20 protein-coding genes are annotated in these 24,047 nt (G+C 62.7%); 11 read left to right on the top strand and 9 right to left on the bottom strand.

What is annotated here, in order from left to right; translation table 11 throughout:
* The first annotated feature begins 80 nt into the window (after window positions 1–80).
* From OPU96_RS08440 to OPU96_RS08450, 3 genes are all read left to right on the top strand, one after another.
* The gene (locus tag OPU96_RS08440) at window positions 81–629 is read left to right on the top strand and encodes a cupin domain-containing protein (protein ID WP_003176893.1); all 549 of its coding nucleotides are present in this window, start codon (window positions 81–83) and stop codon (window positions 627–629) included.
* A 181-nt stretch (window positions 630–810) separates the two neighbouring features.
* On the top strand, window positions 811–1,221 hold the full coding sequence (locus OPU96_RS08445) for a c-type cytochrome (RefSeq protein WP_042945469.1): 411 nt from the start codon (window positions 811–813) through the stop codon (window positions 1,219–1,221).
* A gap of 136 nt (window positions 1,222–1,357) precedes the next feature.
* A complete protein-coding gene (locus tag OPU96_RS08450) occupies window positions 1,358–3,280 on the top strand; it encodes an acetyl-CoA hydrolase/transferase C-terminal domain-containing protein (RefSeq protein ID WP_498558959.1) in 1,923 nt (640 codons plus the stop codon).
* Between the two features lie 138 nt (window positions 3,281–3,418).
* On the opposite strand, the gene OPU96_RS08455 is transcribed toward OPU96_RS08450, so the two are convergent.
* Both OPU96_RS08455 and rep read right to left on the bottom strand, forming a co-directional pair.
* The gene (locus OPU96_RS08455; RefSeq protein WP_010207474.1) at window positions 3,419–3,991 is read right to left on the bottom strand and encodes a xanthine phosphoribosyltransferase; all 573 of its coding nucleotides are present in this window, start codon (window positions 3,989–3,991) and stop codon (window positions 3,419–3,421) included.
* Between the two features lie 57 nt (window positions 3,992–4,048).
* On the bottom strand, window positions 4,049–6,058 hold the full coding sequence (gene rep, locus OPU96_RS08460; protein ID WP_192297995.1) for a DNA helicase Rep: 2,010 nt from the start codon (window positions 6,056–6,058) through the stop codon (window positions 4,049–4,051).
* 256 nt (window positions 6,059–6,314) lie between these two features.
* On the opposite strand from rep, the gene OPU96_RS08465 reads away from it, so the two are divergent.
* Entirely contained in the window at window positions 6,315–7,979 is a 1,665-nt protein-coding gene (locus tag OPU96_RS08465; protein ID WP_192297994.1) for a putative bifunctional diguanylate cyclase/phosphodiesterase, read from the top strand.
* A 144-nt stretch (window positions 7,980–8,123) separates the two neighbouring features.
* Here OPU96_RS08465 and OPU96_RS08470 read toward each other — a convergent pair whose 3' ends face one another.
* Window positions 8,124–9,527 (bottom strand): NorM family multidrug efflux MATE transporter, encoded by a 1,404-nt coding sequence (locus OPU96_RS08470; RefSeq protein ID WP_498558968.1) that lies wholly within the window; start codon window positions 9,525–9,527, stop codon window positions 8,124–8,126.
* A gap of 152 nt (window positions 9,528–9,679) precedes the next feature.
* Here OPU96_RS08470 and OPU96_RS08475 point away from each other — a divergent pair, with 152 nt between their 5' ends.
* Together OPU96_RS08475 and OPU96_RS08480 are read left to right on the top strand one after the other, a co-directional pair.
* Window positions 9,680–10,600, top strand: a complete 921-nt coding sequence (locus OPU96_RS08475; protein ID WP_226454669.1) for a LysR substrate-binding domain-containing protein — start codon at window positions 9,680–9,682, stop codon at window positions 10,598–10,600.
* 177 nt (window positions 10,601–10,777) lie between these two features.
* Entirely contained in the window at window positions 10,778–12,754 is a 1,977-nt protein-coding gene (locus OPU96_RS08480; RefSeq protein WP_305391737.1) for a methyl-accepting chemotaxis protein, read from the top strand.
* A 75-nt stretch (window positions 12,755–12,829) separates the two neighbouring features.
* On the opposite strand, the gene OPU96_RS08485 is transcribed toward OPU96_RS08480, so the two are convergent.
* The 5 genes from OPU96_RS08485 to OPU96_RS08505 all read right to left on the bottom strand — a co-directional run bounded on the left by OPU96_RS08485 (window position 12,830) and on the right by OPU96_RS08505 (window position 17,358).
* A complete protein-coding gene (locus OPU96_RS08485) occupies window positions 12,830–13,192 on the bottom strand; it encodes an antibiotic biosynthesis monooxygenase family protein (RefSeq protein ID WP_192297991.1) in 363 nt (120 codons plus the stop codon).
* Window positions 13,193–13,261: 69 nt separating this feature from the next.
* Entirely contained in the window at window positions 13,262–13,972 is a 711-nt protein-coding gene (locus tag OPU96_RS08490; protein WP_226454667.1) for a glutamine amidotransferase, read from the bottom strand.
* A gap of 37 nt (window positions 13,973–14,009) precedes the next feature.
* Window positions 14,010–15,056, bottom strand: coding sequence for a 2Fe-2S iron-sulfur cluster-binding protein (locus OPU96_RS08495; RefSeq protein WP_498558960.1), 1,047 nt, complete (start codon window positions 15,054–15,056; stop codon window positions 14,010–14,012).
* On the bottom strand, window positions 15,053–16,015 hold the full coding sequence (locus OPU96_RS08500) for an AurF N-oxygenase family protein (protein ID WP_226454665.1): 963 nt from the start codon (window positions 16,013–16,015) through the stop codon (window positions 15,053–15,055). Before OPU96_RS08500 ends, OPU96_RS08495 begins: the two co-directional genes overlap by 4 nt.
* Before the next feature lie 122 nt (window positions 16,016–16,137).
* A complete protein-coding gene (locus tag OPU96_RS08505; RefSeq protein ID WP_192297987.1) occupies window positions 16,138–17,358 on the bottom strand; it encodes an MFS transporter in 1,221 nt (406 codons plus the stop codon).
* 324 nt (window positions 17,359–17,682) lie between these two features.
* On the opposite strand from OPU96_RS08505, the gene OPU96_RS08510 reads away from it, so the two are divergent.
* Both OPU96_RS08510 and OPU96_RS08515 read left to right on the top strand, forming a co-directional pair.
* Window positions 17,683–18,981, top strand: a complete 1,299-nt coding sequence (locus OPU96_RS08510) for a serine hydroxymethyltransferase (protein WP_226454663.1) — start codon at window positions 17,683–17,685, stop codon at window positions 18,979–18,981.
* A gap of 34 nt (window positions 18,982–19,015) precedes the next feature.
* Window positions 19,016–19,162 (top strand): hypothetical protein, encoded by a 147-nt coding sequence (locus tag OPU96_RS08515; protein ID WP_226454662.1) that lies wholly within the window; start codon window positions 19,016–19,018, stop codon window positions 19,160–19,162.
* Here the strand turns inward: OPU96_RS08515 and pdxR are convergent.
* The gene (gene pdxR, locus OPU96_RS08520; RefSeq protein WP_226454661.1) at window positions 19,159–20,658 is read right to left on the bottom strand and encodes a MocR-like pyridoxine biosynthesis transcription factor PdxR; all 1,500 of its coding nucleotides are present in this window, start codon (window positions 20,656–20,658) and stop codon (window positions 19,159–19,161) included. The two genes, OPU96_RS08515 and pdxR, sit on opposite strands and share 4 nt — an antisense overlap.
* A gap of 133 nt (window positions 20,659–20,791) precedes the next feature.
* Here pdxR and serC point away from each other — a divergent pair, with 133 nt between their 5' ends.
* The 3 genes from serC to OPU96_RS08535 all read left to right on the top strand — a co-directional run bounded on the left by serC (window position 20,792) and on the right by OPU96_RS08535 (window position 24,044).
* On the top strand, window positions 20,792–21,874 hold the full coding sequence (gene serC / locus OPU96_RS08525) for a 3-phosphoserine/phosphohydroxythreonine transaminase (RefSeq protein WP_498558961.1): 1,083 nt from the start codon (window positions 20,792–20,794) through the stop codon (window positions 21,872–21,874).
* A gap of 128 nt (window positions 21,875–22,002) precedes the next feature.
* Window positions 22,003–23,244 (top strand): benzoate/H(+) symporter BenE family transporter, encoded by a 1,242-nt coding sequence (locus OPU96_RS08530; RefSeq protein ID WP_226454659.1) that lies wholly within the window; start codon window positions 22,003–22,005, stop codon window positions 23,242–23,244.
* Window positions 23,241–24,044 (top strand): YggS family pyridoxal phosphate-dependent enzyme, encoded by an 804-nt coding sequence (locus OPU96_RS08535; RefSeq protein WP_370694874.1) that lies wholly within the window; start codon window positions 23,241–23,243, stop codon window positions 24,042–24,044. The genes OPU96_RS08530 and OPU96_RS08535 overlap by 4 nt, the downstream gene beginning before the upstream one ends.
* Window positions 24,045–24,047 lie beyond the last annotated feature (3 nt).

Below are 24,047 nucleotides of genomic sequence, written 5' to 3' on the forward strand. Positions count from 1 at the left end.
CCAAGTGTTGTAAATACTGAACGCTGTCGCCATGATAACGCTCAATTACAACAAAGCCTGAATCCTAGGAGGCTCCTGCATTGGACGTCGGCGAACGACTGCAATCCATCCGTAAACTGAAGGGTCTTTCCCAGCGCGAGCTCGCCAAGCGTGCGGGTGTCACCAACAGCACCATTTCGATGATCGAAAAAAACAGCGTCAGCCCCTCGATCAGCTCCTTGCGCAAGGTGCTGGGCGGTATCCCCATGTCCATGGTCGAGTTCTTTTCCGAGGAGATCCTCCAGGAAATACCGACGCAGATCGTCTATAAAGCCAATGAGCTGATCGACATCTCTGACGGCGCCGTCACCATGAAACTGGTAGGCCGGGCGCACCCCAGCCGGGCGATTGCGTTTCTCAACGAGATCTACCCGCCGGGCGCCGACACTGGCGAAGAAATGCTCACCCATGAAGGCGAAGAAACCGGGATTCTGGTGGAAGGTCGTCTGGAATTGGTGGTCGGTCTTGAAACTTTTGTGCTCGAAGCCGGCGATAGCTACTACTTTGAAAGCACCAAGCCCCATCGTTTTCGCAATCCGTTCGATGTGCCGGCGCGACTAATCAGCGCAGCCACACCCGCGAACTTTTAACAAAAGAGGCGCCCTGCCAGCGTTGCAGAGGTTCCCGCAGCCGTATCCGCAGGGCTGAATCCCCCTTTATTTAATAGGGTTGTTTCGGCCCGGCGGGCTAACCGTTATACTTTCGCCGCCTGCGAAACCGTGGCCGCAGGCGTGAATAGCCACCATTGAGGGTGAACGCGTGAACCTAATTATGAAAATGCTGGCTGCACCAGCAACCGTACTGGCCCTATGGGCTGTCAGCGCTCAAGCTGCGACCAATGATGACATTGCCAAACGCCTGGAGCCGGTCGGCCAAGTCTGCGTCCAGGGCCAGGAATGCAAGGGGATGGAAGTCGCTGTCGCCGCTGGTGGAGGCGGGGCGAAAACCCCGGACGACATCATTGCCAAGCACTGCAACGCCTGCCACGGTACCGGCCTGTTGGGCGCGCCGAAAATCGGCGACACCGCCGCCTGGAAAGAGCGCGCCGACCACCAGGGCGGCCTCGACGGCATCCTGGCCAAGGCGATCACCGGTATCAACGCCATGCCGCCAAAAGGCACCTGCGCTGATTGCTCGGATGACGACCTCAAGGGCGCCATCAAGAAGATGTCCGGGCTCTAATCCGCCGATCTTCGCCAAAAAAGCCGCTTACGAGCGGCTTTTTTGTGCCCGTTATGTGTGCTGAGGGCTGTTCATTGCAGCAAACACCCGCCACTCTCTGTCCAACCCCTAATCACGGAATGTTCAGGAGGGTCGGATGGTGCAGTTGTGTTCAATCGAGCAAGCAGTTGACGACGTACTCGCGCGTTTGCCGGCGCATATTCATTTGGGTATGCCGTTGGGTCTGGGCAAGCCCAACCTGTTCGTCAACGCGTTGTACCGGCGCATTGCCAAGCTGCCGGAGCGGGCGCTGACGATCTACACCGCGCTGAGCCTGGGCCGTCCAACCCTGGGCGACGGCTTGCAGAAACGCTTTCTCGAACCTTTTATTGAAAGGGTGTTTGGCGATTATCCCGAGTTGGATTTTCTCGCCGACCTGCGCAAAGACAGCCTTCCACACAACATCCGCGTGCAGCAGTTCTTCATGCAGCCCGGCAGCCTGCTGCACAGCACTTCGGCCCAGCAGGATTACGTCAGCAGTAACTACAGCCACGCCGCCCGGGACATCAACGCCGCCGGCCTGAACCTGGTGGCGCAACTGGTGGCCAGCAGCGCCGAGCATCCTGATCGCCTGAGCCTGAGCTGCAACCCTGACATCACCCTCGACCTGCTACCGATGATCGCCAAGCGCCGCGCCGCCGGGGAAACCGTCCTGATCGTCGGCCAGGTCCACACCGAGTTGCCCTACATGCCCGGTGATTCCGAACTGGGCATGGACGCCTTTGATTACCTGATCGACGAAAAGGACAGCACCACGCTGTTCTCCACGCCAAACATGCCGGTGGGGTTTCAGGACCACTTTATCGGCCTGCACGCCAGCACCCTGGTGCGCGATGGCGGCACCTTGCAGATCGGCATCGGCTCCATGGGCGATGCGCTGACCGCCGCGCTGCTGGCGCGCCAGGCCGACAACGAAGCCTACCGCTCGTTGCTGACCGACCTCGACGTGTACCAGTGGGCGCCGCTGATCAGCCATGAAGGCGGCGTCGAACCCTTCGCCCGCGGCCTTTACGGTTGCAGCGAAATGTTCGTCAACGGTCTGCTGGTACTGGCCGATGCCGGGATTGTGCGGCGCAAGGTCTACCCGGATGTGCCGACCCAGGAACAGGCCAACGCCGGCACCCTGGACGATGCCGCGCAATCGGATGGGGTTTCGATCCACGGCGGTTTTTTTGTCGGGCCGCGGAGTTTTTACCAGCGCCTACAGGAGATGACCCACGGCAAACGCCTTGAATTCAACATGACCCGCATCAGCTACATCAACGAGCTGTACGGCCAGGAAGAACTCAAGCGCCTGCAACGCCTGGATGCGCGGTTTATCAACAGCGCCATCATGGTCACCTTGCTCGGTGCGGGGGTGGCCGACCAGTTGGAAGACGGCCGGGTACTCAGCGGTGTGGGGGGGCAGTACAACTTCGTGGCCCAGGGCCATGCGCTGGAGGGTGCGCGCTCGATCCTGATCCTGCGCAGCTGGCGCGAGGCGGCGGGGGAGGTCAGCTCCAATATCGTCTGGGACTACGGCCACTGCACCATTCCCCGACACTTGCGGGACATTGTCATCACCGAGTACGGAATTGCCGACTTGCGCGGTCAGACGGATGCCAAGGTGATTGAGGCGTTGCTCAATATCACCGACTCACGCTTCCAGCACGACTTGATCGAACAGGCACAGAAGGCCGGCAAGTTGCCCAAGGATTTTCAGCTCGATCCGCGCTTTGCCGACAACACGCCGCAGCGGCTCACAGGTATCCAGGCCCGGCATCGACGGTTGTTTACGGAGTACCCGCTGGGCAGCGACTTTACCGATGAGGAGCGGGATCTGTTGCGCGCGTTGAACTGGCTCAAGAGCAAATTCAAGCTGACGGAGATACTGGAGTTGGGCAAGGCGGCGTTGGATGCGCCGGAGCCGGAGGTGTTTCCAGAGCACTTGAAACGGATGGGGTTGGATCAGCCGGAAGGGCTGAAAGAGGACTTGTACCAGCGCCTGCTGCTCGCCGGCCTACAGGCCACCGCGCACTAACAACCCACACAAAACCAACTGTGGGAGCTGGCTTGCCTGCGATAGCGGAGTGTCAGGCGACATCAATGTCGCTGTACCACCGCGATCGCAGGCAAGCCAGCTCCCACATTTTTAACCGTGCGCGTTCAGGAGTAGTGTTTACTCGATAAAGGTCACGACGCCACCGGCCAGCGATTTAACCCGCGCCAGCGACTCAACCCGATAACCCTGCGCATCCAGCTCTGCACGGCCACCCTGGAACGATTTCTCGATCACGATCCCCAGGCCGGCAACGGTGGCACCGGCTTGCTTGATGATCGAAATCAGCGCCTGGGACGCCTTGCCGTTGGCCAGGAAGTCATCAATCACCAGTACACGGTCGCTGCTGGTCAGGTGGCGCGGCGAGATCGCCACGGTGCTTTCGACCTTCTTGGTGAAGGAGTACACCGTCGCCGACAGCAGGTTTTCGGTGAGGGTCAACGATTGCTGCTTGCGTGCAAAAATCACCGGGACCCCCAGGTTCAGGCCCGTCATGATCGCCGGCGCGATGCCCGAGGCTTCGATGGTGACGATCTTGGTGATGCCCGAATCCTTGAACAGCGCAGCGAATTCGTCGCCGATCAGTTTCATCAGCGCCGGATCGATCTGGTGGTTCAGAAAGGCGTCGACCTTGAGTACCTGATCGGAAAGCACGATGCCTTCTTCGCGAATTTTCTTGTGCAGTGCTTCCACGAAAGCTTCCTCTGTTGACGCAATACGCGTCGAAAGTAGATTGAAAAGTAGTCGATTCTAGCGCTTTAGCATCGCGCGTATGTCCGCCAGGGCGGTGTTGCCGCGAACGGCTTTCACCTCGGTCGGGGTGTCGTCATTGCCTTCCCAGGCCAGGTCGTCCGGCGGCAGTTCATCCAGGAACCGGCTGGGGGCACAATCGATGATTTCGCCGTATTGCTTGCGCTTGGCGGCAAAGGTGAAGGCCAGGGTCTGACGGGCGCGGGTAATGCCCACGTAGGCCAGTCGGCGTTCTTCCTCGATGGTGTCGGCTTCGATGCTGGAGCGGTGTGGGAGGATTTCCTCTTCCATGCCCATGATGAACACGTAGGGGAATTCCAGGCCCTTGGATGCATGCAAGGTCATCATCTGCACACCTTCGGCGCCGTCTTCCTCTTCCTGCTGGCGTTCGAGCATGTCGCGCAGCACCAGCTTGCCGATGGCGTCTTCGACGGTCATCTCGCCGTCTTCGTCTTTTTCCAGGGTGTTCTTCAGCGCTTCGATCAGGAACCAGACGTTGCCCATGCGGTAATCCGCGGCCTTGTCGCTGGAGCTGTTGGTGCGCAGCCAGTTTTCATAGTCGATGTCCATGACCATGCTGCGCAGGGCGCTGATCGGGTCTTCGCCGGCGCACTGCTCGCGGACCTTGTCCATGAAGCGCTTGAAGCGCGACAGGCGGTCGGTGAAACGGGTGTCCAGGTGTTCGCCCAGGCCGATCTCGTCGGTGGCGGCGTACATCGAGATCTTGCGTTCGGTCGCGTAGTTGCCGAGCTTTTCCAGGGTGGTGGAACCGATCTCGCGGCGCGGCACGTTGATCACGCGCAGGAAGGCGTTGTCGTCATCCGGGTTCACGATCAGCCGGAAGTAGGCCATCAGGTCTTTTACTTCCTGACGTCCGAAAAAGCTGTTGCCGCCCGACAGGCGATACGGCACCTGGTGGTGCTGCAATTTCAGCTCGATCAGCTTGGCCTGGTAGTTGCCGCGATACAGGATCGCGAAATCGCTGTAGGGCCGGTCGGTGCGCAAGTGCAGGCTGAGGATTTCCACGGCCACGCGCTCGGCTTCGGCGTCTTCGTTGCGGCAGCGGATCACGCGGATCTCGTCGCCGTGGCCCATCTCACTCCACAGTTGTTTTTCAAACTCGTGGGGGTTGTTCGAGATCAACACGTTGGCGCAACGCAGGATGCGGCTGGTAGAGCGGTAGTTCTGCTCCAGCATCACCACTTTCAGGGACGGGTAGTCGTCCTTGAGCAGCATCAGGTTTTCCGGGCGGGCGCCGCGCCAGGCGTAGATCGACTGGTCATCGTCGCCTACCACGGTGAACTGGTTGCGTTTGCCGATGAGCATTTTCACCAGCAGGTACTGGCTGGCGTTGGTGTCCTGGTATTCGTCCACCAGCAGGTAGCGCACCTTGTTCTGCCATTTTTCGAGGATGTCGGCGTGTTCCTCGAACAACTTCACGGGCAGCAGGATCAGGTCGTCGAAGTCCACCGCGTTGAACGCCTTGAGCGTGCGCTGGTAGTGGGTGTAAACGATGGCGGCGGTCTGTTCCTTGGGGTTGCGTGCGTTTTCCAGGGCCTGGGGCGGCAGGATCAGGTCGTTCTTCCAGGCGCCGATCATGTTCTTGATCTCGTCCACGCCGTCGTCGCCTGCGTATTCCTTCTGCATGATGTCGGTCATCAGCGACTTCACATCGGTCTCGTCGAAGATCGAGAAGCCCGGCTTGTAGCCCAGGCGTGCATGCTCCTTGCGGATGATGTTCAGGCCCAGGTTGTGGAAGGTACACACGGTGAGGCCACGGCCTTCGCCACCCTTGAGCAGGGTGCCGACGCGCTCTTTCATTTCCCGCGCCGCCTTGTTGGTAAAGGTCATGGCGACAATGTACTGGGCGCGGATACCGCAGTTCTGGATCAGGTGCGCGATCTTGCGGGTGATCACGCTGGTCTTGCCGGAGCCTGCGCCGGCGAGCACCAATAGAGGGCCGCCGACGTAGTTCACGGCTTCTTGCTGCCGGGGATTGAGTCGGGACATACAGAATTTCAGGAGTCGTTGTTCAAAAGGGCGGGCATTTTAACAGGCTGGCAGGATTCTGCTCTCTCAGAACGACGGTGTGACGTACCACTCGATCTAAATTTGCCGGTTTTGCTACTTTGCCGCAGGATGTCAGGGCATTTGCGACTAACTGCGTGCAGTCTGTGTATTTGATAACCCCTATCATTGGTGATTGTCAGGCCGCACGTCATACTGCCTGTCGCCAACGAAATCTTGCAGAGTCTAGGGAGCTAGCTTGTCTACGCCTGTCGAACCCTTGCGTTTGCTGCTGCTGGCCGATGAGCCGGCATGGGCAGCGTTGTTGCGCGAGTGCCTGGCGCCGATGGGCGATGGGGCTGTGCTGATCAGTGCACCAAATTGGGATTCCGTAAGTCGTCTGTTCGATGACGACCACGGTGCCGTGCTATTGACCACGCCAGGCCTGCAACCCGCTCCCGGTCGTTGCAGCTTGCCGTGTGTGTTGCTGTTGGAGCAGGAGCCGCTGGTGCCGCCGTTGGGTGCCAGCGATTGGCTGGTTCGCACGGTGTTGGACGCCGATACATTGCGCCGCTGCCTGCGCCATGTGCGCGAACGCGGTGTGCTGGAAAACACCCTGCAACGCCTCGCCGAGCAAGACCCGCTGACCGGTATCGCCAACCGCCAGGGTTTCCAGACCTTGCTGGCGGCGCGGCTGGCCGAGAATGAAGGTCGCGGCCTGGCCCTCGGTCACCTGGACCTCGACAATTTCCGTCACGCCAACGACGCCCTCGGGCACCAGGCCGGCGACCGGTTGATCCTGCAAGTGGTCTCGCGGCTCAAGAGCCAGCTGGAAGCCGGCGACCAACTGGCGCGCCTGGGCAGCGACGAATTCGCCCTGCTGATCGACACCCGCCGTGCGCCCCAGCGCGCCGAGTGGATGGCCGAACGCATTACCGAGGTCATGGCCGAACCCTACTGGGTGGACGGTGAAAGCCTGTTGATCGGTTGCAGCCTGGGCATGGCCCATGCGCGTGCGCGTGCTGGCGCCGACCCGCTGATGTGGCACGCCCACATCGCCATGCAGCAAGCCAAGAGCACCCAGGGCTGCACCTTTCATATTTTCAACGAACGCATCAATCGTAACGCGCGCAGCCTGGCCGACCTGGAAAGCGAACTGCGCCGCGCCCTGCGTCGGGATGAGCTGGAGTTGCACTACCAGCCGCGCCTGGACCTGGACGACGGGCACATCGTCGGCCTCGAAGCCCTGGTGCGCTGGCGTCACGGCGAGCGCGGCCTGTTGCCGCCCAGCGAATTCGTGCCCCTGGCCGAGCAAAGCGGGCTGATCGTGCCGTTGGGTTACTGGGTGATTTCCCGGGCCCTGCGCGACATGCAAGACCTGCGCGAACGTGGCCTGCCGCCGTTGCACATGGCGGTCAACCTGTCGTTCCGCCAGTTCCAGGACAGCCAATTGCTCTCCACCCTCAGCCGGCTGATCGCCGAGCGCGGCGTGGAAGCGCAATGGCTGGAATTCGAACTCACCGAAACCGCCGTGATGCGCCGCAGCGATCTGGTCAAGCAGACCATGGACGCCCTCGGTCGCCTCGGCGTGCGTTTTTCCCTGGATGACTTCGGCACCGGTTTCTCATCGTTCGTGCACCTCAACAGCCTGCCGATTGCCTTGCTCAAGATCGACAAGAGCTTTGTCGGCGGCATGGAAGAGCGCGAAGAGAACCGCAAACTGGTGCACGCGATGATCAACCTGGCCCACAACCTCAACCTGGAAGTGGTGGCCGAGGGTGTGGAAACCCCTGAGCAACTGGCGTTGTTGCGGTTGTTTGGATGCGACCAGGCCCAGGGATATCTGATCAGCAAGCCGTTGCCGTTGCCGGAGTTGATCGAGTACCTGACCTTCGGCAAAGGCCGTGAGGCTTTACTGGGTTGAATTGCAACGCCGGTCGACTGTGCGAGCGGGCTTGTGTGGGAGCGGGCTTGCTCGCGAATGCGGTGTATCAGTCACTGACTATTTGGCTGACCCAGCGCATTCGCGAGCAAGCCCGCTCCCACAGTTGTTGACCTGGTTAGGTCGTTACTCCGCTTGTGCCGCCTGAAATGTGGCTTGAACCTGCGGCTCGTGGCGGATCATCCGCTTCATCTTCGCCTCAAACGCCCATGTCAGGCTCACCGCCGCGCACGCCAGCCCCAGCGCCAAACCCCACCACACGCCTGTCGGCCCCCAACCGAGGGTGAACGCCATCAGCCACGCCGACGGTGCACCGATCAGCCAATAGCAACCCAGGCCCACCAGGAAAGTGGTCTTGGCGTCCTTCAGCCCGCGAATGCAGCCCATGGCAATGGTCTGCACCCCGTCGAACAACTCGAACCACGCCGCCACGGCCAGCAAGCTGACGGCCAGGACGATCACGTCGTGGAATGCCGGGTCGTTGTGGTCGAGGAACAGTCCTATCAATGGGTCGGAAAACAGCCACAGCACCGCCGCAAATCCCAACATCACCGCGGCGCCAAAGCCGATGCCGACCCGGCCGGCCAAACGTGCCTGCAGCAGTTGCCCGGCACCGTAATGCTGGCCGATACGCATGGTCACCGCGTAGGACATTCCCGCCGGCACCATGAAGGCCACCGAGACGATTTGCAGGGCGATCTGATGCGCCGCCAGCTGCGTGCTGCCCATGGTGCCCATGCACAGCGCGGCGAAGGCAAACAGTCCGACCTCGACCGCATAGGTGCCGCCAATCGGCAGGCCCAGGCGCCACAGTTCGCGCAGATAGTGCGTGTTCAGGCGTAGGAGGCCGGTGCCCAGCGGGTAGGCAGCATAGGCGCGGTTGCTGCGGATGTACCACATCAACGCCAATGCCATGCCGTTGGCCACAATCGCGGTCACCAGGCCGATGCCCATCAAACCCAGTTTCTGCAAGCCGAACATGCCTTCGATCAAGGCGTGGTTGAGCAGGTAGTTGAGCACCGTGCCACACAGGCTGATCACCATCACCGGGGTGGCCTTGCCGATGGCGCTGGTGAAACCGCGCAAGGCCATGAAGCTCAGGTAGCCGGGCAGGGCGAAGGGCAGGATCGTGAGGAATTGCCCGGCGGCGTGCACGTTGGTTTCGGTCTGGCCGAACATCAGCAGCACCGGCTTGAGGTTCCACAGCAGCAGCGCAGCGGCCAGCGCCATCAGCCAGGCCAGCCACAGCCCGGCCTGGGTCAGGCGTGTTGCACCGTCGATGTCGCCCGCGCCATGCCGGATCGCTACCAGGGTGCCCACCGCCGCAATCACGCCGATGCAGAAAATCGACACGAACGAATAGCTGGCCGCGCCCAGGCCACCACCGGCCAAGGCTTCGGGGCTCAGGCGGGCCATCATCAGCGTGTCGGTCAGCACCATCAACATGTGCGCCAACTGTGAGGCAATCAACGGCCCTGACAGCCGTAGAATGGCCCAGAGTTCGGTACGTGCCGGATGCTGCATGATCATCACGCTCAAAAAGTCATAGGGTTGTGGAAGGGTTGATTCTCGGCGCTCTGGGCCTATTGCACAAAGGGATAAAAGCGATCACTTGCATGATTAAAACTCATGCCTGAATGATTCTGGTAGGGTTTCGGCATCCTGCTGTCGGAGCCTTCCCTATGTCTCGTCGTCTTCCTCCGCTTTACGCGTTGCGCGCATTTGAAGCCGCGTCCCGACACCACTCCTTCACCCGCGCGGCAGAGGAGTTGTCCATCACCCAAAGCGCGGTGAGCCGGCACATCCGCACCCTGGAGGAACATTTCGCCTGCCGCCTGTTCCAGCGCAGTGGCCGCACGTTGCAGCTCACCGAAGCGGCCCGCCTGCTGCTACCGGGCGTACGTGAAGGCTTCGCCGCCCTTGAGCGGGCCTGCCATACCTTGAACGCCGAAGATGACATCCTGCGCATGAAGGCGCCGTCCACCCTGACCATGCGCTGGCTGCTGGCGCGCCTCAGCCGGTTCCGCGCGTTGCAGCCGGGCAACGAGGTGCAATTGACCAGCGCGTGGATGAGCGTGGACGAGGTGGACTTCAACCAGGAGCCGTTCGACTGCGCGGTGCTGTTGAGCGACGGGCATTTTCCGGCGGACTGGGAAGCCTGCTACCTGTTCCCCGAGTTGTTGATCCCGGTGGGCGCGCCGAACCTGCTGGACGACGGCCCGTGGGACGCTACGCGCCTGGCCACTGCCGAGTTGCTGCATCCCACGCCCGACCGCCGTGACTGGCGCAACTGGCTGCAACGCATGGGCTTGTCGTCGCAGGTCTCGCTCAAGGGCGGGCAGGTGTTCGATACCCTTGAGCTGGGCATGATCGCCGCTGCGCGGGGTTACGGCGTGTCCATGGGGGACTTGCTGATGGTGGCCGAAGACGTCGCCCAGGGGCGATTGAGCCTGCCGTGGCCAACTGCCGTGGCCAGTGGGGAAAATTACTATCTGGTGTGGCCGAAAACCCGTCCCGGCGGTGAGCGCCTGCGCCGCTTGGCGGACTTTCTCCAGAGCGAGGTGCAGGCCATGGCACTGCCGGCGGTAGAGCGCCTCGATTGAAGGGGGATGGCTCGGTATAGCAATCGTTTGCGTGATACCCCTGTGCAGTACTCAAGTATTGCTCGGCGCCGCCGAAGTAGGTGTGTTGGAACCATCGTACTCCAACGCTACCCACCAGATAATTTGCCGAGCAGCGCTATGAGATCAGGATGATCCTGGCCTCGGCCAGGAGCTGTCATGTCTCAACCTCGTGCTCGGATTGCTTCCCAGCTAGGCCTCGCGCTCGCCGTGATTTTGGCTGTCGTCATCAGCGGCAGTACGGTGTTTGCCTTGCGTTCCCTCGACTCCGCCAACCTCGACACCCGCGAGGAACACCTGGCCAGCGAAGCGCGCCTGCTCGCCGATCAACTCAACACCTTCCACAGCACCTTGCGCGAAAGTACCCAGCGTTTGAGCGGGCTGTTCGAAAAGCGCTTCGGCGCCGGTTTGAGTGTGCGTGCCGACCAGCCGGTGAGCGTGGCCGGCGTGCAGACCCCGGGCCTGTACCTGGGCAACGCGGTGCTGAACAACGATTTCGCCGAAGTCGATGAGTTCAAGGACACCTCGGGCGGCGTGGCCACCGTGTTTGTGCGCACGGGCGAGGACTTCGTGCGCGTCAGCACGTCCCTGACCAAACAGGACGGCAGCCGTGCCATCGGCACCGCGCTGGATCACCAGCATCCGGCCTATCAACGCCTGCTGGCCGGGCAAAGCTACGTCGGCCGTGCAGTGTTGTTCGAACGTTCCTACATGACCCAGTACACGCCGGTGCGCGATAGCGCGGGCAAAGTCATCGCGGTGCTGTTTGTCGGTTTCGACTACACCGACGCGCAAAACGCCCAGTTCGATAACCTCAAGCGTTTCCGCATCGGCCAGACCGGCTCCCTGGCGCTGCTCGATGAGCAGAAACACTGGCTGGTGCCGCCCGCGGGCGTGCAGGCGCTGGACCAGGCGGCCCCAGTGATCGTCGACCTGGCGAAAAAGCCGGGTGAAGGGCGCTTCTGGAGCGACAAGAACGAAGACTTCTACAGCGTCGCGGTGCCGTTCGACGGCGGGCCGTGGTCGGTGGTGGCGAGCATGCCCAAGGCAGAGATTCGCTCCGTGACGTGGTCGGTCGGGATTCGCCTGATCATCGGCAGCGTACTGGCGATGTTGCTGGCGGTGGGCGCAACGGTGTGGTTGCTACGCAGCAAGCTGGCGCCGTTGAGCGACCTGGTACGCCAGGCCGAAGCCCTCGGCGCGGGCGATTTGAGTGCCCGTCTGAACGTCTCCAGCCATGACGAAATCGGCCAACTGGCACGCAGCTTCAACCAGATGGGTGAAGCGCTGTCGACCATGGTTTCGCATATCCGCAAGGCCGCCGAAGAGGTCAACAGCCGCGCCCAGGCGTTGTCCGGTTTGTCTGGCGGTGCCTATGAAGGCATGGAGCAGCAATCCGGCGAGATCACCAGCATGGCCGGCGCGGTGGAAGAGTTCAGCGCCACCTCGTTGAACATTGCCGACAATATGGGCAGCACCGAACGCCTGGCCCAGGAAAACGCCCAGCAGACGCGCATCGGCCGCAATTCGATGCAAGAGGCGTCGTCGTCCCTGGAGCACATCGCCACCGCCTTGAACAGCACGGCCACGGTGATCAACACCCTCGGCCAGCGTTCCCAGGAAATCGGTGGGATCGTCGGCGTGATTACCTCCATCGCCGACCAGACCAACCTGCTCGCGCTCAACGCCGCCATCGAAGCCGCGCGCGCCGGTGAGCAGGGCCGTGGGTTTGCCGTGGTGGCCGATGAAGTGCGCAACCTGGCCTCGCGTACCCGCCAGGCCACCGACGAGATTTCCGGGATGATCCAGAGCATCCAGCAGGAGACCGGCAACGCCATCAGCACCATGGAGCATGGCAACGTATTGATGCAGGAAGGCCTGTCGCGCAACGCCGATGTCGCGTCGGCTCTGGCGCGCATCGATGAGCAAAGCCGTTCGGCGGGGCAGCAGTTTGCCGCGATCACCACCGCGACCCAGGAGCAGAGCAGCACCGCGACCTTGCTCAGCAGCAACCTGCAAAGCATTGCCCTGGCCAACAGCGAGCAGCGTGAAGTGGTGTCGAACCTGGCGATTACCGCCAAGGAGCTGGAGACATTGGCGGCGGGCCTGCGCCATGAGGTTGACCGCTTTCGTTGACCCAGACACGGCAACGCCGGTGTACGGGATAGCGATTCCCATACACCGGCGTTGCTCAAGCGCGTAAGCCGAGGGTTACACGGTCGCGCCCGCTGGCTGGGCGTCGATCACCTCGTTGTACGGCGCCTGGACCCGATCACGCAGGCCGTAGTCACGGATCACCGAGGTCACGCGCACGCGGTAGTCGTCGAAGATCTTGTCGCGGCCGGCTTTTTGCGCCGACAGGTGCGCGGTTACGTTGCGCCATTGGACCACGGCTTCTTCATCGCGCCAGGTGGTCACCGACATGACTTTCTTGGGGTTCAGGGTGCTTTGAAAGCACTCCACGGAGATGAAGCCTTCCATGGGCTCAAGCATCGGCGTCAGCTTGTTGACCAGATCGACATAGGTCTCGCCCTGGCCCGGCAGCGCTTGCAGCTCAAACAAAACTACGATCATGTTAATTCCTCATCCTTGTGTTTTTAGTGGGTGTCGCTCAGGCGGCTGTCACGGTCGACGGCCTGCTGTTCAGTGCTGTGCTGGCGTTTCCAGTGCGTCCAGCCAGTCGTTGATCACGGTGCGGGCGGCCACGGTCAGGCGGTCGCCCAGCTCGATGGCGGCGGCGCGCAAGGCGTGGGGGTTGATGCCGGTTTGCGACAGTTCGCAGGCATGGCCGACCAGCCAGTGTTCGAGCTTGTTTACATCGGCTTCGAGGTGAAATTGCAGGGCCAGCACGTTGCGACCCAGGGCGAATGCCTGGTGGGCACCGACCGCCGTGCTGGCCAGGTGCACGGCATCCTTGGGAATGTCGAATTGGTCGCCGTGCCAGTGCAGTACGGGGGTGCCTTGCAGTGCCGCGAGCACCGAATCCTGGCCGGCCGTGGTCAGGGTCAGGGCTGAAAAACCGATTTCCTTGACGCCCAGCGGGTACACCTTGGCGCCCAGGGCGCGGGCAATCAGTTGTGCCCCCAGGCAGATCCCCAGCATCGGTTTGCCCGACTGCAAACGCTGGTTGATCAGCGCCAGCTCGTCATGCAGGAACGGGTAAAGCTGCTCGTCGTAGGCCCCGATCGGGCCACCCAGCACGATCAGCAGGTCGGCCTTTTGCACGTGCGCGCTGTCGAGTGTGTCGAGCATGGGGTCAAGGTAGTGCAGTGCGTAACCCTGTGCGGCCAGGACGGCTTCCAGGGTGCCGGCGTCCTCGAAATGTATGTGGCGCAGCGCAATTGCAGTCTTCATGGAAAAAACTCGTGTGTGAAAGCGATTAAGTGCCGGTTCATGCCGGCGGGTTCAGGTCTACGTTGAGCGTCCCGGAACGCGGGAAGGTGCAGCAGGCCAGGGCATAGCCTTGCTGCTTGTCCTGATCGCTGAGGCAGAAGTCCGGTTGCAGGGTGTAGTCGCCGTCGGACACCTTGACCCGGCAGACACCACAGATCCCTGCCCGGCACAGACTGCGCACGGCAATATCACCGGCTTCGAGCATGGCCAGCAGGCTTTGGCCGGCGGGGCCTTCAACCACCTGGTCGGTGTCCTTGAGCTGCAAGCGCACGCTAGACGGCGATTCGGCCGCCGCTGCGGGGGCCGCTACCGGCGTGAACGATTCGATCAACAGCGTGCTGTCAGGAAACAGCGCCGTGGTGTGTTCGCGCATGCCTTGGGCAAATGCCTGGCTGCCGCAAATCACCACGGCCTCGGGCGCGCCCAGCAGGCTCAGGTCGGCGGCGCTGGGGCGCCCGGCCTTGAAGTGGCCGTTGCTCTTGACCGTCTCGCGGGTGACAAACACCTGCAAGGCGAACCACGCCGTGGTCAGTTCCAGCTCCAGCAGCTCCTGCAAGAACGGGATCTGGGCAATGCTCGGTACGCACAACACCAGCGCCACATCGGGCACCGCCAAGCCGCGCTGTGCGCGTTCGCGCAGGCCGCGCAGCAAGGCGATCGGCAGCGTGATGCCAATGCCGCCGGCGAGCATGCCGACCTGCTGGCAATCCACAATCGAGGCCAGGCAAATGTCGCCGGCGACAAAGTGCATCGGTGCCGTTTCGCCTGCGCACAAGGTCGCGTGCAATTGGTCGGAGACGCCGCCGTGGCCTTCGCGTTTGACCGCAATTTCAAACAGGTCCGCCGCCGGTGTGCGGGTGATCGAATACAGGCGCTGCTGGGGCGTGCCGGTGGTGTCCGGGTAACTCACCGCCACGTGCCGGCCAGGGCGCAGGCCGTCGAGGAACTCGGCGCTGGCGCCGTGGGCGCGCAGGGCGAAGACCTTGATGTCGGCGGTTTCATGGGTAACGCTTTCGCAGCGCGCCAGAAGTGTCATGCCGTTCATGCTCGGGCCTTTTCGCGAAGGGCGTCCATTGCGCTGTCGACGTTGCCCAGGCCGTTGCCGGTCAGGCCGATGCGGTCGATCAGGGCTTCGACCGAGTCGGTGTAGACGCTGATCTCATTGTTGTCGCCGACGTCATGCAGGATGTCCTGGGCATGGGGGAAGTCGAGCATCGCGAACACGGTCGACCAGGCGCCCATTTCGTTGTTGGCGAACATCTGCACGGTCTTGAGAATCACCGCGCGCAGGTACTCGCGCTCCTTGCGGCTCAGGCCGTGCACGATGTCGGACGCGACGAAACTGAACACGCTGGAATGGCTCCATTCGTCCATGGCGTGGGTGCGGGTGACCTCATGACAGATCGCCTGGATGCTGGTGTCTTCCGCCATGGTCTTGAGGTAGTCGGTGATCAGCGTCTCACTGGCGCACGCGACCCCAAAGCGGGTCAGGCGCCGTTCCCATTCGGCGGTGCAGTTGGCCAACAGCCCTTCGCGCCAGGTCACCAGGTTGAACGCGCTGAAGTCCAGCGGCTTGAGTTTGCGCATGTCGTAGATGTAGTTGCAGGCCATGATCGACATGCGCGTATGCAGCGCCTCGTCCAGCAGCGCCTGGGACATCACGTCTTGCAGCAAGGCGCGGTTCTGGCTGGGCGGTGGGGTCTTGATGATGTCTTCGCAGGCAGGCACCACCACATCGCATTCGATGTAGATGGTCTTGAGGTTGTAGATCCCCCAGGCGTAGGACAGGCACTGCGATTGCAGGGCCTGCGGGGCTTCGCGCCACGCCTGGTGATCGCGGAACGGCAGCAGGCAGGCACTGAAATCCTGCTTGGCCGGGTTGAAGGCCAGGTTCCAGTAGTCGGGTTGTGGGTTGTTGACGGCGGCGCGGGTTTTCCACAGGCCGGATAATTTCGTCAGCATGTTCTGAACCACGTCATCGGTTCCACAGTTCAAACGGTCCATGTTTTCTTTCCCATTGGTCAGGCTATTTTTTTGTCTGTGTCTGGTTTGCGCATGTGGTTTTTTTCTACAGGCATGCGCTTTTCAAGTCTGCGGCAATTCGGTTGGCACGGTGTTGTCCTGGGTCATTTAAGGGCCACAAGCGGTGCGGTTGATGGGTTTGATCGCTCCAGGTACCAGGACTGCATCAAGGTCAACGCCACGGTCAATCCCATGAAAGCGGCGCTGGCCCAGAAGATGGCGTCGGGGTGGCCCCTGTCGAGCAGCCAGCCGAAACCGACCGGCCCCAGCGTGCCGCCGATGTTGAAGCCGGTGCTGACGATGCCAAAGGTTTTGCCCTCGGCGCCCTTGGGTGAGGCGGCGCGGACGAGCATGTCGCGGGACGGTGCGATCAGGCCGGTCAAGAAGCCGGCGCTGCCCAGGGTGATCAGCAAGGCCATGTCGCCCAATTCGGCGTTGGCCACAATCAGGATCAGTACGCCGGCCAGTGCAAAGGCGAGGGCGGCGACGAGGCCGTGGCGTCGGGTCCGATCCGCCAGCGCACCGCCGGCCAGCACGCCAAAGGCGCTGGCGAACAGGAATGCGGTGAGTGCCGCATTGGCCCAGGTCAGTGCCACGCCCTGGCCTTGCATCAATGCCGCGACAGAGAATTTTTCAATCGCGCTGGTGCTCAGGTTCAACACCACAAACAGCAAGGTCAGGCTCAGGATCATCGGCGAGAGCAGCACGGCCCGTCGGCCGCCGTTGCTGTCGGACGGCGTGGCGACGCGGCGTACATGGCTCACTTCTGCCAGCCCCGAGCCGGGCAGCAGCAACACCCCCAGCGCCACCACGCCCACCAGTGCGGCCGCCACGAAGGCCAGGCCCGGATGACTGGCGGTGGCAATCGTGAGGAGCAATACCGGGGCCACCGCTGCGCCGAGAAAACCGGCAAAGGTGTGCACCGAAAACGCCTTGCCGATATGGGCGGGGTTGATCGCCTGGGAGAGCAGTGCGTAGTCCGCCGGGTGATAGACCGCATTCGCCAGCCCCGCCAGGACCATGGCGATCAGCAGGCAGGTGTAGTTGGGGAACAGCGCAATCAGCAGGAAGCTCAGGCTGCCCAAGGCCACGGCGGCGATGAGCAGGCGTCGGGCGCCATAGTGGTCGACGGCGTAACCCATGGGGGCCTGCACCAGCGCCGTGACGATATTGAACAGGCTCAGCGCCACGCCCAGTTCCACATAACTGACGCCCAGAAACGCCGGCAACACCGGAAACAATGCCGCCAGCACCATGATGTGCAAATGGCTGACAAAGTGCGCTGTGGCGACCTGTGAGAGCAGTCCGATACGAACGATCGACATGGCTGAACCTGTTCAATGGGCGAAGAGTCGTTTGTTGAGCCGGAGCATTGGAAAAGCCATTGCGGCTCGAATCGGCGCAGATATTAAGCAGGCTATGGTCTTGCGCAGTAGTCCATTGCGGGCGGAGTAACCAGACCACTTGTAGGGTTATGCCAGCCGCTTGCGATGTGCCCAGGGATACAAGGTGCGTGGTTGCGAAGTGGTCTGTAGAACCGGCACGCAATGGTCTATCTGGCGCGTCGGGAGGCCGTTAGGGTAGTCGGCCATGGATAAGCCCGCTGGCGGGTGTGGCTTGCTATTCGATGTGCGCCGACAGGAGTCAATATGCCGAATTTCGCTCGAAGGGACGGATGTGCGCTGCCATTCGTCAGTGCCGATCACTTGTCCCAGGTGGACCGCGAAGTCTGGGGCGCGATCGAAGCCGAGCGCCTGCGCCAGATCCATTCCATTGAACTGACGGCCACGGAAAACGTGGTCAGCCGCGCCGTGCTCGAAGCCCAGGGATCGATCCTCACCAACAAGCACGCCGAGGGTTACCCCGGGCGGCGTTATTACGCCGGTTGCCACAATGTCGACGTGGTGGAAAACCTCGGCATCGAACGCGCCAAGCGGCTATTCAATTGCGCCTACGCCAACCTGCAACCCTATTCGGGCAGCCAGGCGAACCAGGCGGTGTTGCTGGCATTGCTGGTGCCGGGGGACAAGATCCTCGGGCTGGACCTCAAGGCTGGCGGGCACCTGTCCCATGGCGCGCGGTTCAACCTGTCAGGTCGGTGGTTCCAGGCCTTGAGCTATGGCGTGCACCCCGAGACGCATCGCGTAGACATGGAGGACGTCGAGCGCATCGCCCGGCAAGAGCGTCCGCAACTGCTGATCGCTGGCGCTTCGGCGTACTCGCGCACGCTGGACTACGCGCGGTTTCGCGCAATTGCCGACGAGGTGGGCGCTTACCTGATGGTCGACATCGCCGAGGTGGCCGGGCTGGTCGCGGGCGGCGCGTTTCCGTCGCCGATCGAGTTTGCCCATGTCACCACGGCGACCACGCACACCACCCTGCGCGGGCCACGTGGGGGAATCATCCTGTGCAATGACCCGGTGATTGCGCAAAAAATCAACGCGGCGGTGTTCCCAGGCCTGCAATGCGCGCCGCTGATGCACATCATCGCGGCCAAGGCGGTGGCCTTGGGCGAGGCCCTGCAACCGGGCTTCAGCACCTATGCCCATGCCGTCATCGCCAACGCCCGGGCCTTGTGCGGACGGCTGGCGGAGGGCGGGTTGTCGGTGGTGTCCCAGGGCACCGACTCGCACTTGGCGGTGATTGACCTGCGGCCCTGGGGCCTGGCGGGCAATGTCGCCGAACACGCCCTGGAACAGATCGGCATCACCTTGAATCGCAATGCGGTACTGGGCGACCAGGCCAAGCCCAACGTCACCTCCGGTATCCGCCTGGGCAGCGCGGCGTGCACCTCGCGGGGGATGGGCATCGAAGAGTTCCAGGAAATCGGCGACATGATCCTGGCCTTGCTCGGCGGGGTCCGCAGCGGCACCTTCGACCGCCGCACCGCGACGTCCATCCGCGAAGGCGTCGCCAGCCTGACCAAGCGCTTCAGGCTGCCCTACTGACGCCTCCCGCCATTTGCCAGAAGAAGGACCTGCCATGCCGGACATCGCTCATCGCTACCGTCACAAAACCCTGCGCACGCCAGCGCAGACCGCCGCGACAGCGTGCGCCAACAAGCTGCGGCGCGCGCGGATGTATGCCCAGGCGCAGCGCCTGTTGATGAACTACGCCCTGGGTCACTAGCGGGTTTTCAGCGCATTCGCCAGGCGCAGCATGGCGGCTTCGATCTCGTAGGCGGTCAGGGACGAATAGCCGAGCAGCCAGCCCTGCTTCTTTTCCTCGCCCGCATACAGTCGGCTGAGGCCGGACAACTGCACACCGGCACTGGCGGCCTGGCGGATGGTTTTCTCTTCCGACCAGCCTTCATGCAGCAGACACGGGATCTGCAAGCCACCCTGCGGGCGCCAGGCCGTTACCACCCCGGCCAAGTGCTTGCCGATCGCGTCCAGCATGATCGACTGGCGCCCGGCGTAGAGCTTGCGCATGGCGCGCACGTGGGCGTTGTAGTGACCGTCTTCCATAAAGCGCGCCAGGGTCAGTTGCAGGATCTGCGGCGTATGGCCGTCCATCATGCTGCGGGCGTAGGTGAAGGCCTTGACCAGCTCGCGCGGCAGCACCATGTAGCCCATGCGCAGGCCGGGGTAGAGGGTCTTGCTGAAGGTGCCGATGTAAAGCGTGCGCTGGTACTTGTCCAGGCCCTGCACGCAGGCGGTGGGTTTGCCGTCGTAGTGAAACTCGCTGTCGTAGTCATCTTCGATCAGCCATTTGCCTTTTTCCGCGGCCCAGTTGATCAGTTCGAGGCGGCGTTCCAGGGTCAGCGTGGCGCCGGTCGGGTATTGGTGCGAAGGCGTGACGTACACGCAGTGGGCGCCGCTGCGGTCGGCGTACAGCAGGTCGGTGCGAATGCCATGCTCATCGACATCGATGGGCAGCACCTTGGTCTCGGCGGTTTCAAAGGCCTTCTTGGCGCCGTAGTAGCCCGGATTTTCCAGCAGGATCGGTTTGCCCACGTCTGCCAGCAACTGGGCGCACAGGAACAGCGCCTGGCGGGTACTGCTCAGCACCAGCACCTGGTCCGGCGAGCATTTGGCGCCACGTTCGAGGTTCAGGTAGGTGGCGATGGCCTTGCGCAGCGGCTCGGCGCCTTGGGGGTCGCCGTGCAACAGCACATGGCTGCGATAGTCCTTCATCACCTGGCGTTGCAGGCGCTCCCACACGTCGGTGGGGAAGGTGCGGGTTTCCGGCAGGCCGGTGGCGAACGCCTTGATCACCTGTTGATCGGTGACGCCGCCGCTGTCGAGGATCATCCGCCCGCGCTGGCTCAAGCCGGCGCCGGGTGTGGCCTGGTTGCTTTTGACTTCCTGGGCCTTGATGCGTCGGCGCGAGGCGCCGCGCAAGTCGGTGCCGATGGCGTCGCACACATAGCTGCCGGAACCTTCGCGGCGCACGATGAAACCGTCGCGGTGCAACTGCACGTAGGCGTTTTCCACGGTGTCGCGGGCGATCCCCAATGACTTGGCCAACACCCGCGTCGCCGGCAGCTTGAGGCCGGGGGCGAGTGCGCCTTCCAGGATCAGGGCGCGCAAGGCGCGTTGAATGCGCTGGTGCAGGTCCAGCAGTTGGAATTCAGCATCCTTGAGCCGCATCTGCAGCGTCTCCAACTCGAACGTTTTTGCCATGTGGTCTGCCTAACTTCCGTGAATTGGCCTGTAGCGGCAGGCCAGTCTATCCGTAGACTTCAAACCCTGCCACCGCCTTCATCGGCGGCCAATCCAGATGCTGCGTGCATGCTTCGACAGGGAGTCGTCAATTATGGCCAGGTCACACAATTTCAGCGCGGGCCCTGCGGCATTGCCCATGGAAGTGCTGCGCCAAGCCCATGAGGAGTTTTTCGACTTTGCGGGCACGGGCATGTCGGTGATGGAAATCAGCCACCGCAGCGGGATCTTCATGGAAGTCGCCCACCAGGCCGAACAGAACCTGCGGGAGCTGTTGCAGGTGCCCGCCGCGTACAAGGTGCTGTTCCTGCAAGGCGGTGCTTCGCTGCAATTTGCCCAGGTGCCGATGAACCTGTTGGGCGACAAACGCAGCGCGGACTACCTGCATACCGGTCTCTGGTCGGGCAAGGCCATCGAGGCTGCCCAGCGTTACTGCGACGTGCGTATCGCCGCCAGCGCCAAGGCCGACGGGTTTGATCGCGTCCCCGCCGTGGCGGGCTGGAACCTCAACCCGGACGCCGCCTACCTGCACTACACCGAGAACGAAACCGTGCACGGCGTGCAATTTGCCGATGTGCCCGACAGCACTGTGCCGCTGGTATGCGACGCCTGCTCAAGCCTGCTTTCCAAGCCGATCGACGTGGCCCGGCACGGCTTGATCTATGCCGCCGCGCAAAAAAACATGGGCATTGCTGGGCTGACGGTGGTGATTGTCGACCCGGCGCTGCTGGATGCCGCCCAGGCATTCACCCCCGACATTCTCAGCTATGCGCGCATCGCCGACGCGCAGTCGATGCTCAACACGCCGGCGACCTTCCCCTGGTATCTCACCCACCTGACGCTCCAATGGATCAAGCGCAGCGGCGGCGTCGAGGCCCTGCACCGGCTCAACCAGGCCAAGGCCGAGCTGCTCTATGGCGTGCTCGATAACAGCGACGGGTTCTATCGCAACAGCGTGCAAGTGCCGTTTCGTTCGATCAACAACGTGCCGTTCCGGCTGGCCGATACCGCGCTGGAAAAGACCTTTGTGCAGCGCGCCGAACAGGCCGGCCTCTACGGGCTCAAGGGGCACGCCTCGGTCGGCGGATTGCGCGCCAGCCTCTACAACGCGGTCACGCTCGATTCCGTCGCGGCGCTGGGCGACTTCATGCAGGGTTTTGCCCGCGTGCACGGCTGAACCCGGGCGGTCTGCCAAGTGGTCTGGTCAACCTGGCGCAAGTGTCGGGGCAAAACCAGCCATTTCAGGGTTAAAAATTATCCACCTCGCGGGGCCTGAAACCTCGTTCTGTCAGGAGCAAATCCGTCATGTCTTCTCTGAGATCACCGTCATCGCTGCGCTTGCGCGACCTGTTTCATCCCGTGATCGCCGGACTAATCTCGGTGATCGTCAACTATGGCGGGACCTTTATCCTGGTGTTCCAGGCGGCCAGGGTCGCCGGGCTCAGTCCGGAGCTGACGGCATCGTGGGTGTGGTCGGTGTCGATTGGCGTCGGCGTGACCGGGCTGTTTCTCAGTTGGGTCAGCCGCGAGCCAATCATCACCGCCTGGTCGACGCCCGCCGCGGCGTTCCTGGTGGTGGCGTTGTCTACCACGCCCTACGCGGAGGCGGTCGGCGCGTACATTATTTCCGCGGTCGCCTTCGTATTGCTGGGGTTGTCGGGCTGCTTTGAAAAAGTCATCCGGCTGATTCCGCCAGGCGTTGCCGCGGCGTTGCTCGCCGGGATCCTGCTGCAATTCGGTATCGGTGCGTTTGGTGGCATGAGCCTGGACCCGGTGCTGGTGGGGTTGCTGATCGTCGCCTACATCGTGCTCAAACGCTTTACCGCCCGTTACGCCGTAGTCGGCATCCTGGTGCTGGGGTTGGTGTTTCTGTTGACGCAGAACCGCGTGGACCTGTCCGGGTTGTCGCTGCAATTGGCCGCGCCGGTGTTCACCGCGCCTGAGTTTTCGCTGAATGCGCTGCTCAGCGTGGCGCTGCCGCTGTTTCTGATCACGCTGACGGGCCAGTACATGCCGGGCATGCTGGTGCTGCGCAACGATGGCTTCAAGACCAGCGCCAACCCGATCCTGACCGTGACCGGGCTGGGATCGCTGCTCATGGCTCCGTTTGGCTCCCATGCGTTCAACGTGGCGGCGATCACTGCAGCGATCTGCACCGGCAAGGAAGCGTCTGAAGACCCGTCCAAGCGTTGGGTCGCCGGGGTAGCGGCGGGCGTGTTCTACATCCTCATCGGTGTGTTTGGGGTGACGCTGGCCGCTGTGTTCATGGCGTTCCCGGCCACCTTCATCACGACGCTGGCCGGCTTGGCGCTGCTCGGCACCATCGGCGGGAGCCTGGCCAGCGCCATGGCGGACGTCAAATCCCGCGAGGCCTCGTTGATTACCTTCCTGGCGTGCGCCGCCAACATCACCCTGCTGGGCATCGGTGGCGCGTTCTGGGGGCTATTGATCGGGCTGACCGCGTACGCCGTGCTCAACGGCCGCCTGCCACGGCGCAAGGCACAAGTGGCCGAGACCGACGTGACCGTCAAGGAGGCGACCCAGTGACAATCGCCCAACCGCAAGACCTCGGTACCCTGCACTCAGGTCACGGCCGCTATCCGCAGGCCACCAGCGTGGAGGATTTCCGTCGCAACCTGGCGGCGGTGCAGCAACGGATCAACGACGCCTGTGCACGGGTCGGGCGCGATCCGGCGAGCGTGCGCCTGCTGCCGGTGAGCAAGACCTTTGATGAAGCGCATCTGCGCCTGGCCTACGCCGCCGGTTGCCGGTTGCTGGGGGAAAACAAGGTGCAGGAAGCGCAGCGCAAATGGGAGGCAATGGCCGACCTGACCGACCTGCAATGGTCGGTGATCGGCCATCTGCAAACCAACAAGGCCAAGCAGGTCGCGCGCTTTGCCAGTGAGTTCCAGGCGCTGGACAGCCTGCGGGTGGCCGAGGCGCTGGACCGTCGCTTGCAGATCGAGGGGCGCCAGCTGGATGTGTTTGTCCAGGTCAACACCTCCGGCGAGGCCAGCAAGTACGGGCTGGCGCCGGATGCCGTGGCGGATTTTCTACAGGCCCTGCCGGCGTTTTCCGCGCTGCGGGTTCGCGGCTTGATGACCCTGGCGCTGTTTTCCGCCGATGTGGTCCGCGTGCGCCCGTGCTTTGTACGTCTGCGTGAACTGCGCGAACGCCTGCGTGACAGCGCCCCGGCGGGTATCGGCCTGGGCGAGTTGTCGATGGGCATGTCCGGCGACTTTGAAATTGCGATTGAAGAAGGCGCCACCGTCGTGCGCGTCGGCCAGGCCATTTTCGGCGCCCGCGCCATGCCGGACGCCTACTACTGGCCGACGGCGGACGCCTGATCG

The organism is Pseudomonas sp. RP-B7 (genome assembly GCF_059803535.1).

Coding starts and splice junctions, on each gene's coding strand:
- OPU96_RS08445 (WP_042945469.1), top strand. CDS start 811: ATGAAAATGCTGGCTGCACCAGCAACCGTACTGGCCCTATGGGCTGTC.
- OPU96_RS08450 (WP_498558959.1), top strand. CDS start 1,358: ATGGTGCAGTTGTGTTCAATCGAGCAAGCAGTTGACGACGTACTCGCG.
- rep (WP_192297995.1), bottom strand. CDS start 6,058: ATGTCCCGACTCAATCCCCGGCAGCAAGAAGCCGTGAACTACGTCGGC.
- OPU96_RS08470 (WP_498558968.1), bottom strand. CDS start 9,527: ATGATCATGCAGCATCCGGCACGTACCGAACTCTGGGCCATTCTACGG.
- OPU96_RS08475 (WP_226454669.1), top strand. CDS start 9,680: ATGTCTCGTCGTCTTCCTCCGCTTTACGCGTTGCGCGCATTTGAAGCC.
- OPU96_RS08480 (WP_305391737.1), top strand. CDS start 10,778: ATGTCTCAACCTCGTGCTCGGATTGCTTCCCAGCTAGGCCTCGCGCTC.
- OPU96_RS08485 (WP_192297991.1), bottom strand. CDS start 13,192: ATGATCGTAGTTTTGTTTGAGCTGCAAGCGCTGCCGGGCCAGGGCGAG.
- OPU96_RS08490 (WP_226454667.1), bottom strand. CDS start 13,972: ATGAAGACTGCAATTGCGCTGCGCCACATACATTTCGAGGACGCCGGC.
- OPU96_RS08495 (WP_498558960.1), bottom strand. CDS start 15,056: ATGAACGGCATGACACTTCTGGCGCGCTGCGAAAGCGTTACCCATGAA.
- OPU96_RS08500 (WP_226454665.1), bottom strand. CDS start 16,015: ATGGACCGTTTGAACTGTGGAACCGATGACGTGGTTCAGAACATGCTG.
- OPU96_RS08505 (WP_192297987.1), bottom strand. CDS start 17,358: ATGTCGATCGTTCGTATCGGACTGCTCTCACAGGTCGCCACAGCGCAC.
- OPU96_RS08510 (WP_226454663.1), top strand. CDS start 17,683: ATGCCGAATTTCGCTCGAAGGGACGGATGTGCGCTGCCATTCGTCAGT.
- OPU96_RS08515 (WP_226454662.1), top strand. CDS start 19,016: ATGCCGGACATCGCTCATCGCTACCGTCACAAAACCCTGCGCACGCCA.
- pdxR (WP_226454661.1), bottom strand. CDS start 20,658: ATGGCAAAAACGTTCGAGTTGGAGACGCTGCAGATGCGGCTCAAGGAT.
- serC (WP_498558961.1), top strand. CDS start 20,792: ATGGCCAGGTCACACAATTTCAGCGCGGGCCCTGCGGCATTGCCCATG.
- OPU96_RS08530 (WP_226454659.1), top strand. CDS start 22,003: ATGTCTTCTCTGAGATCACCGTCATCGCTGCGCTTGCGCGACCTGTTT.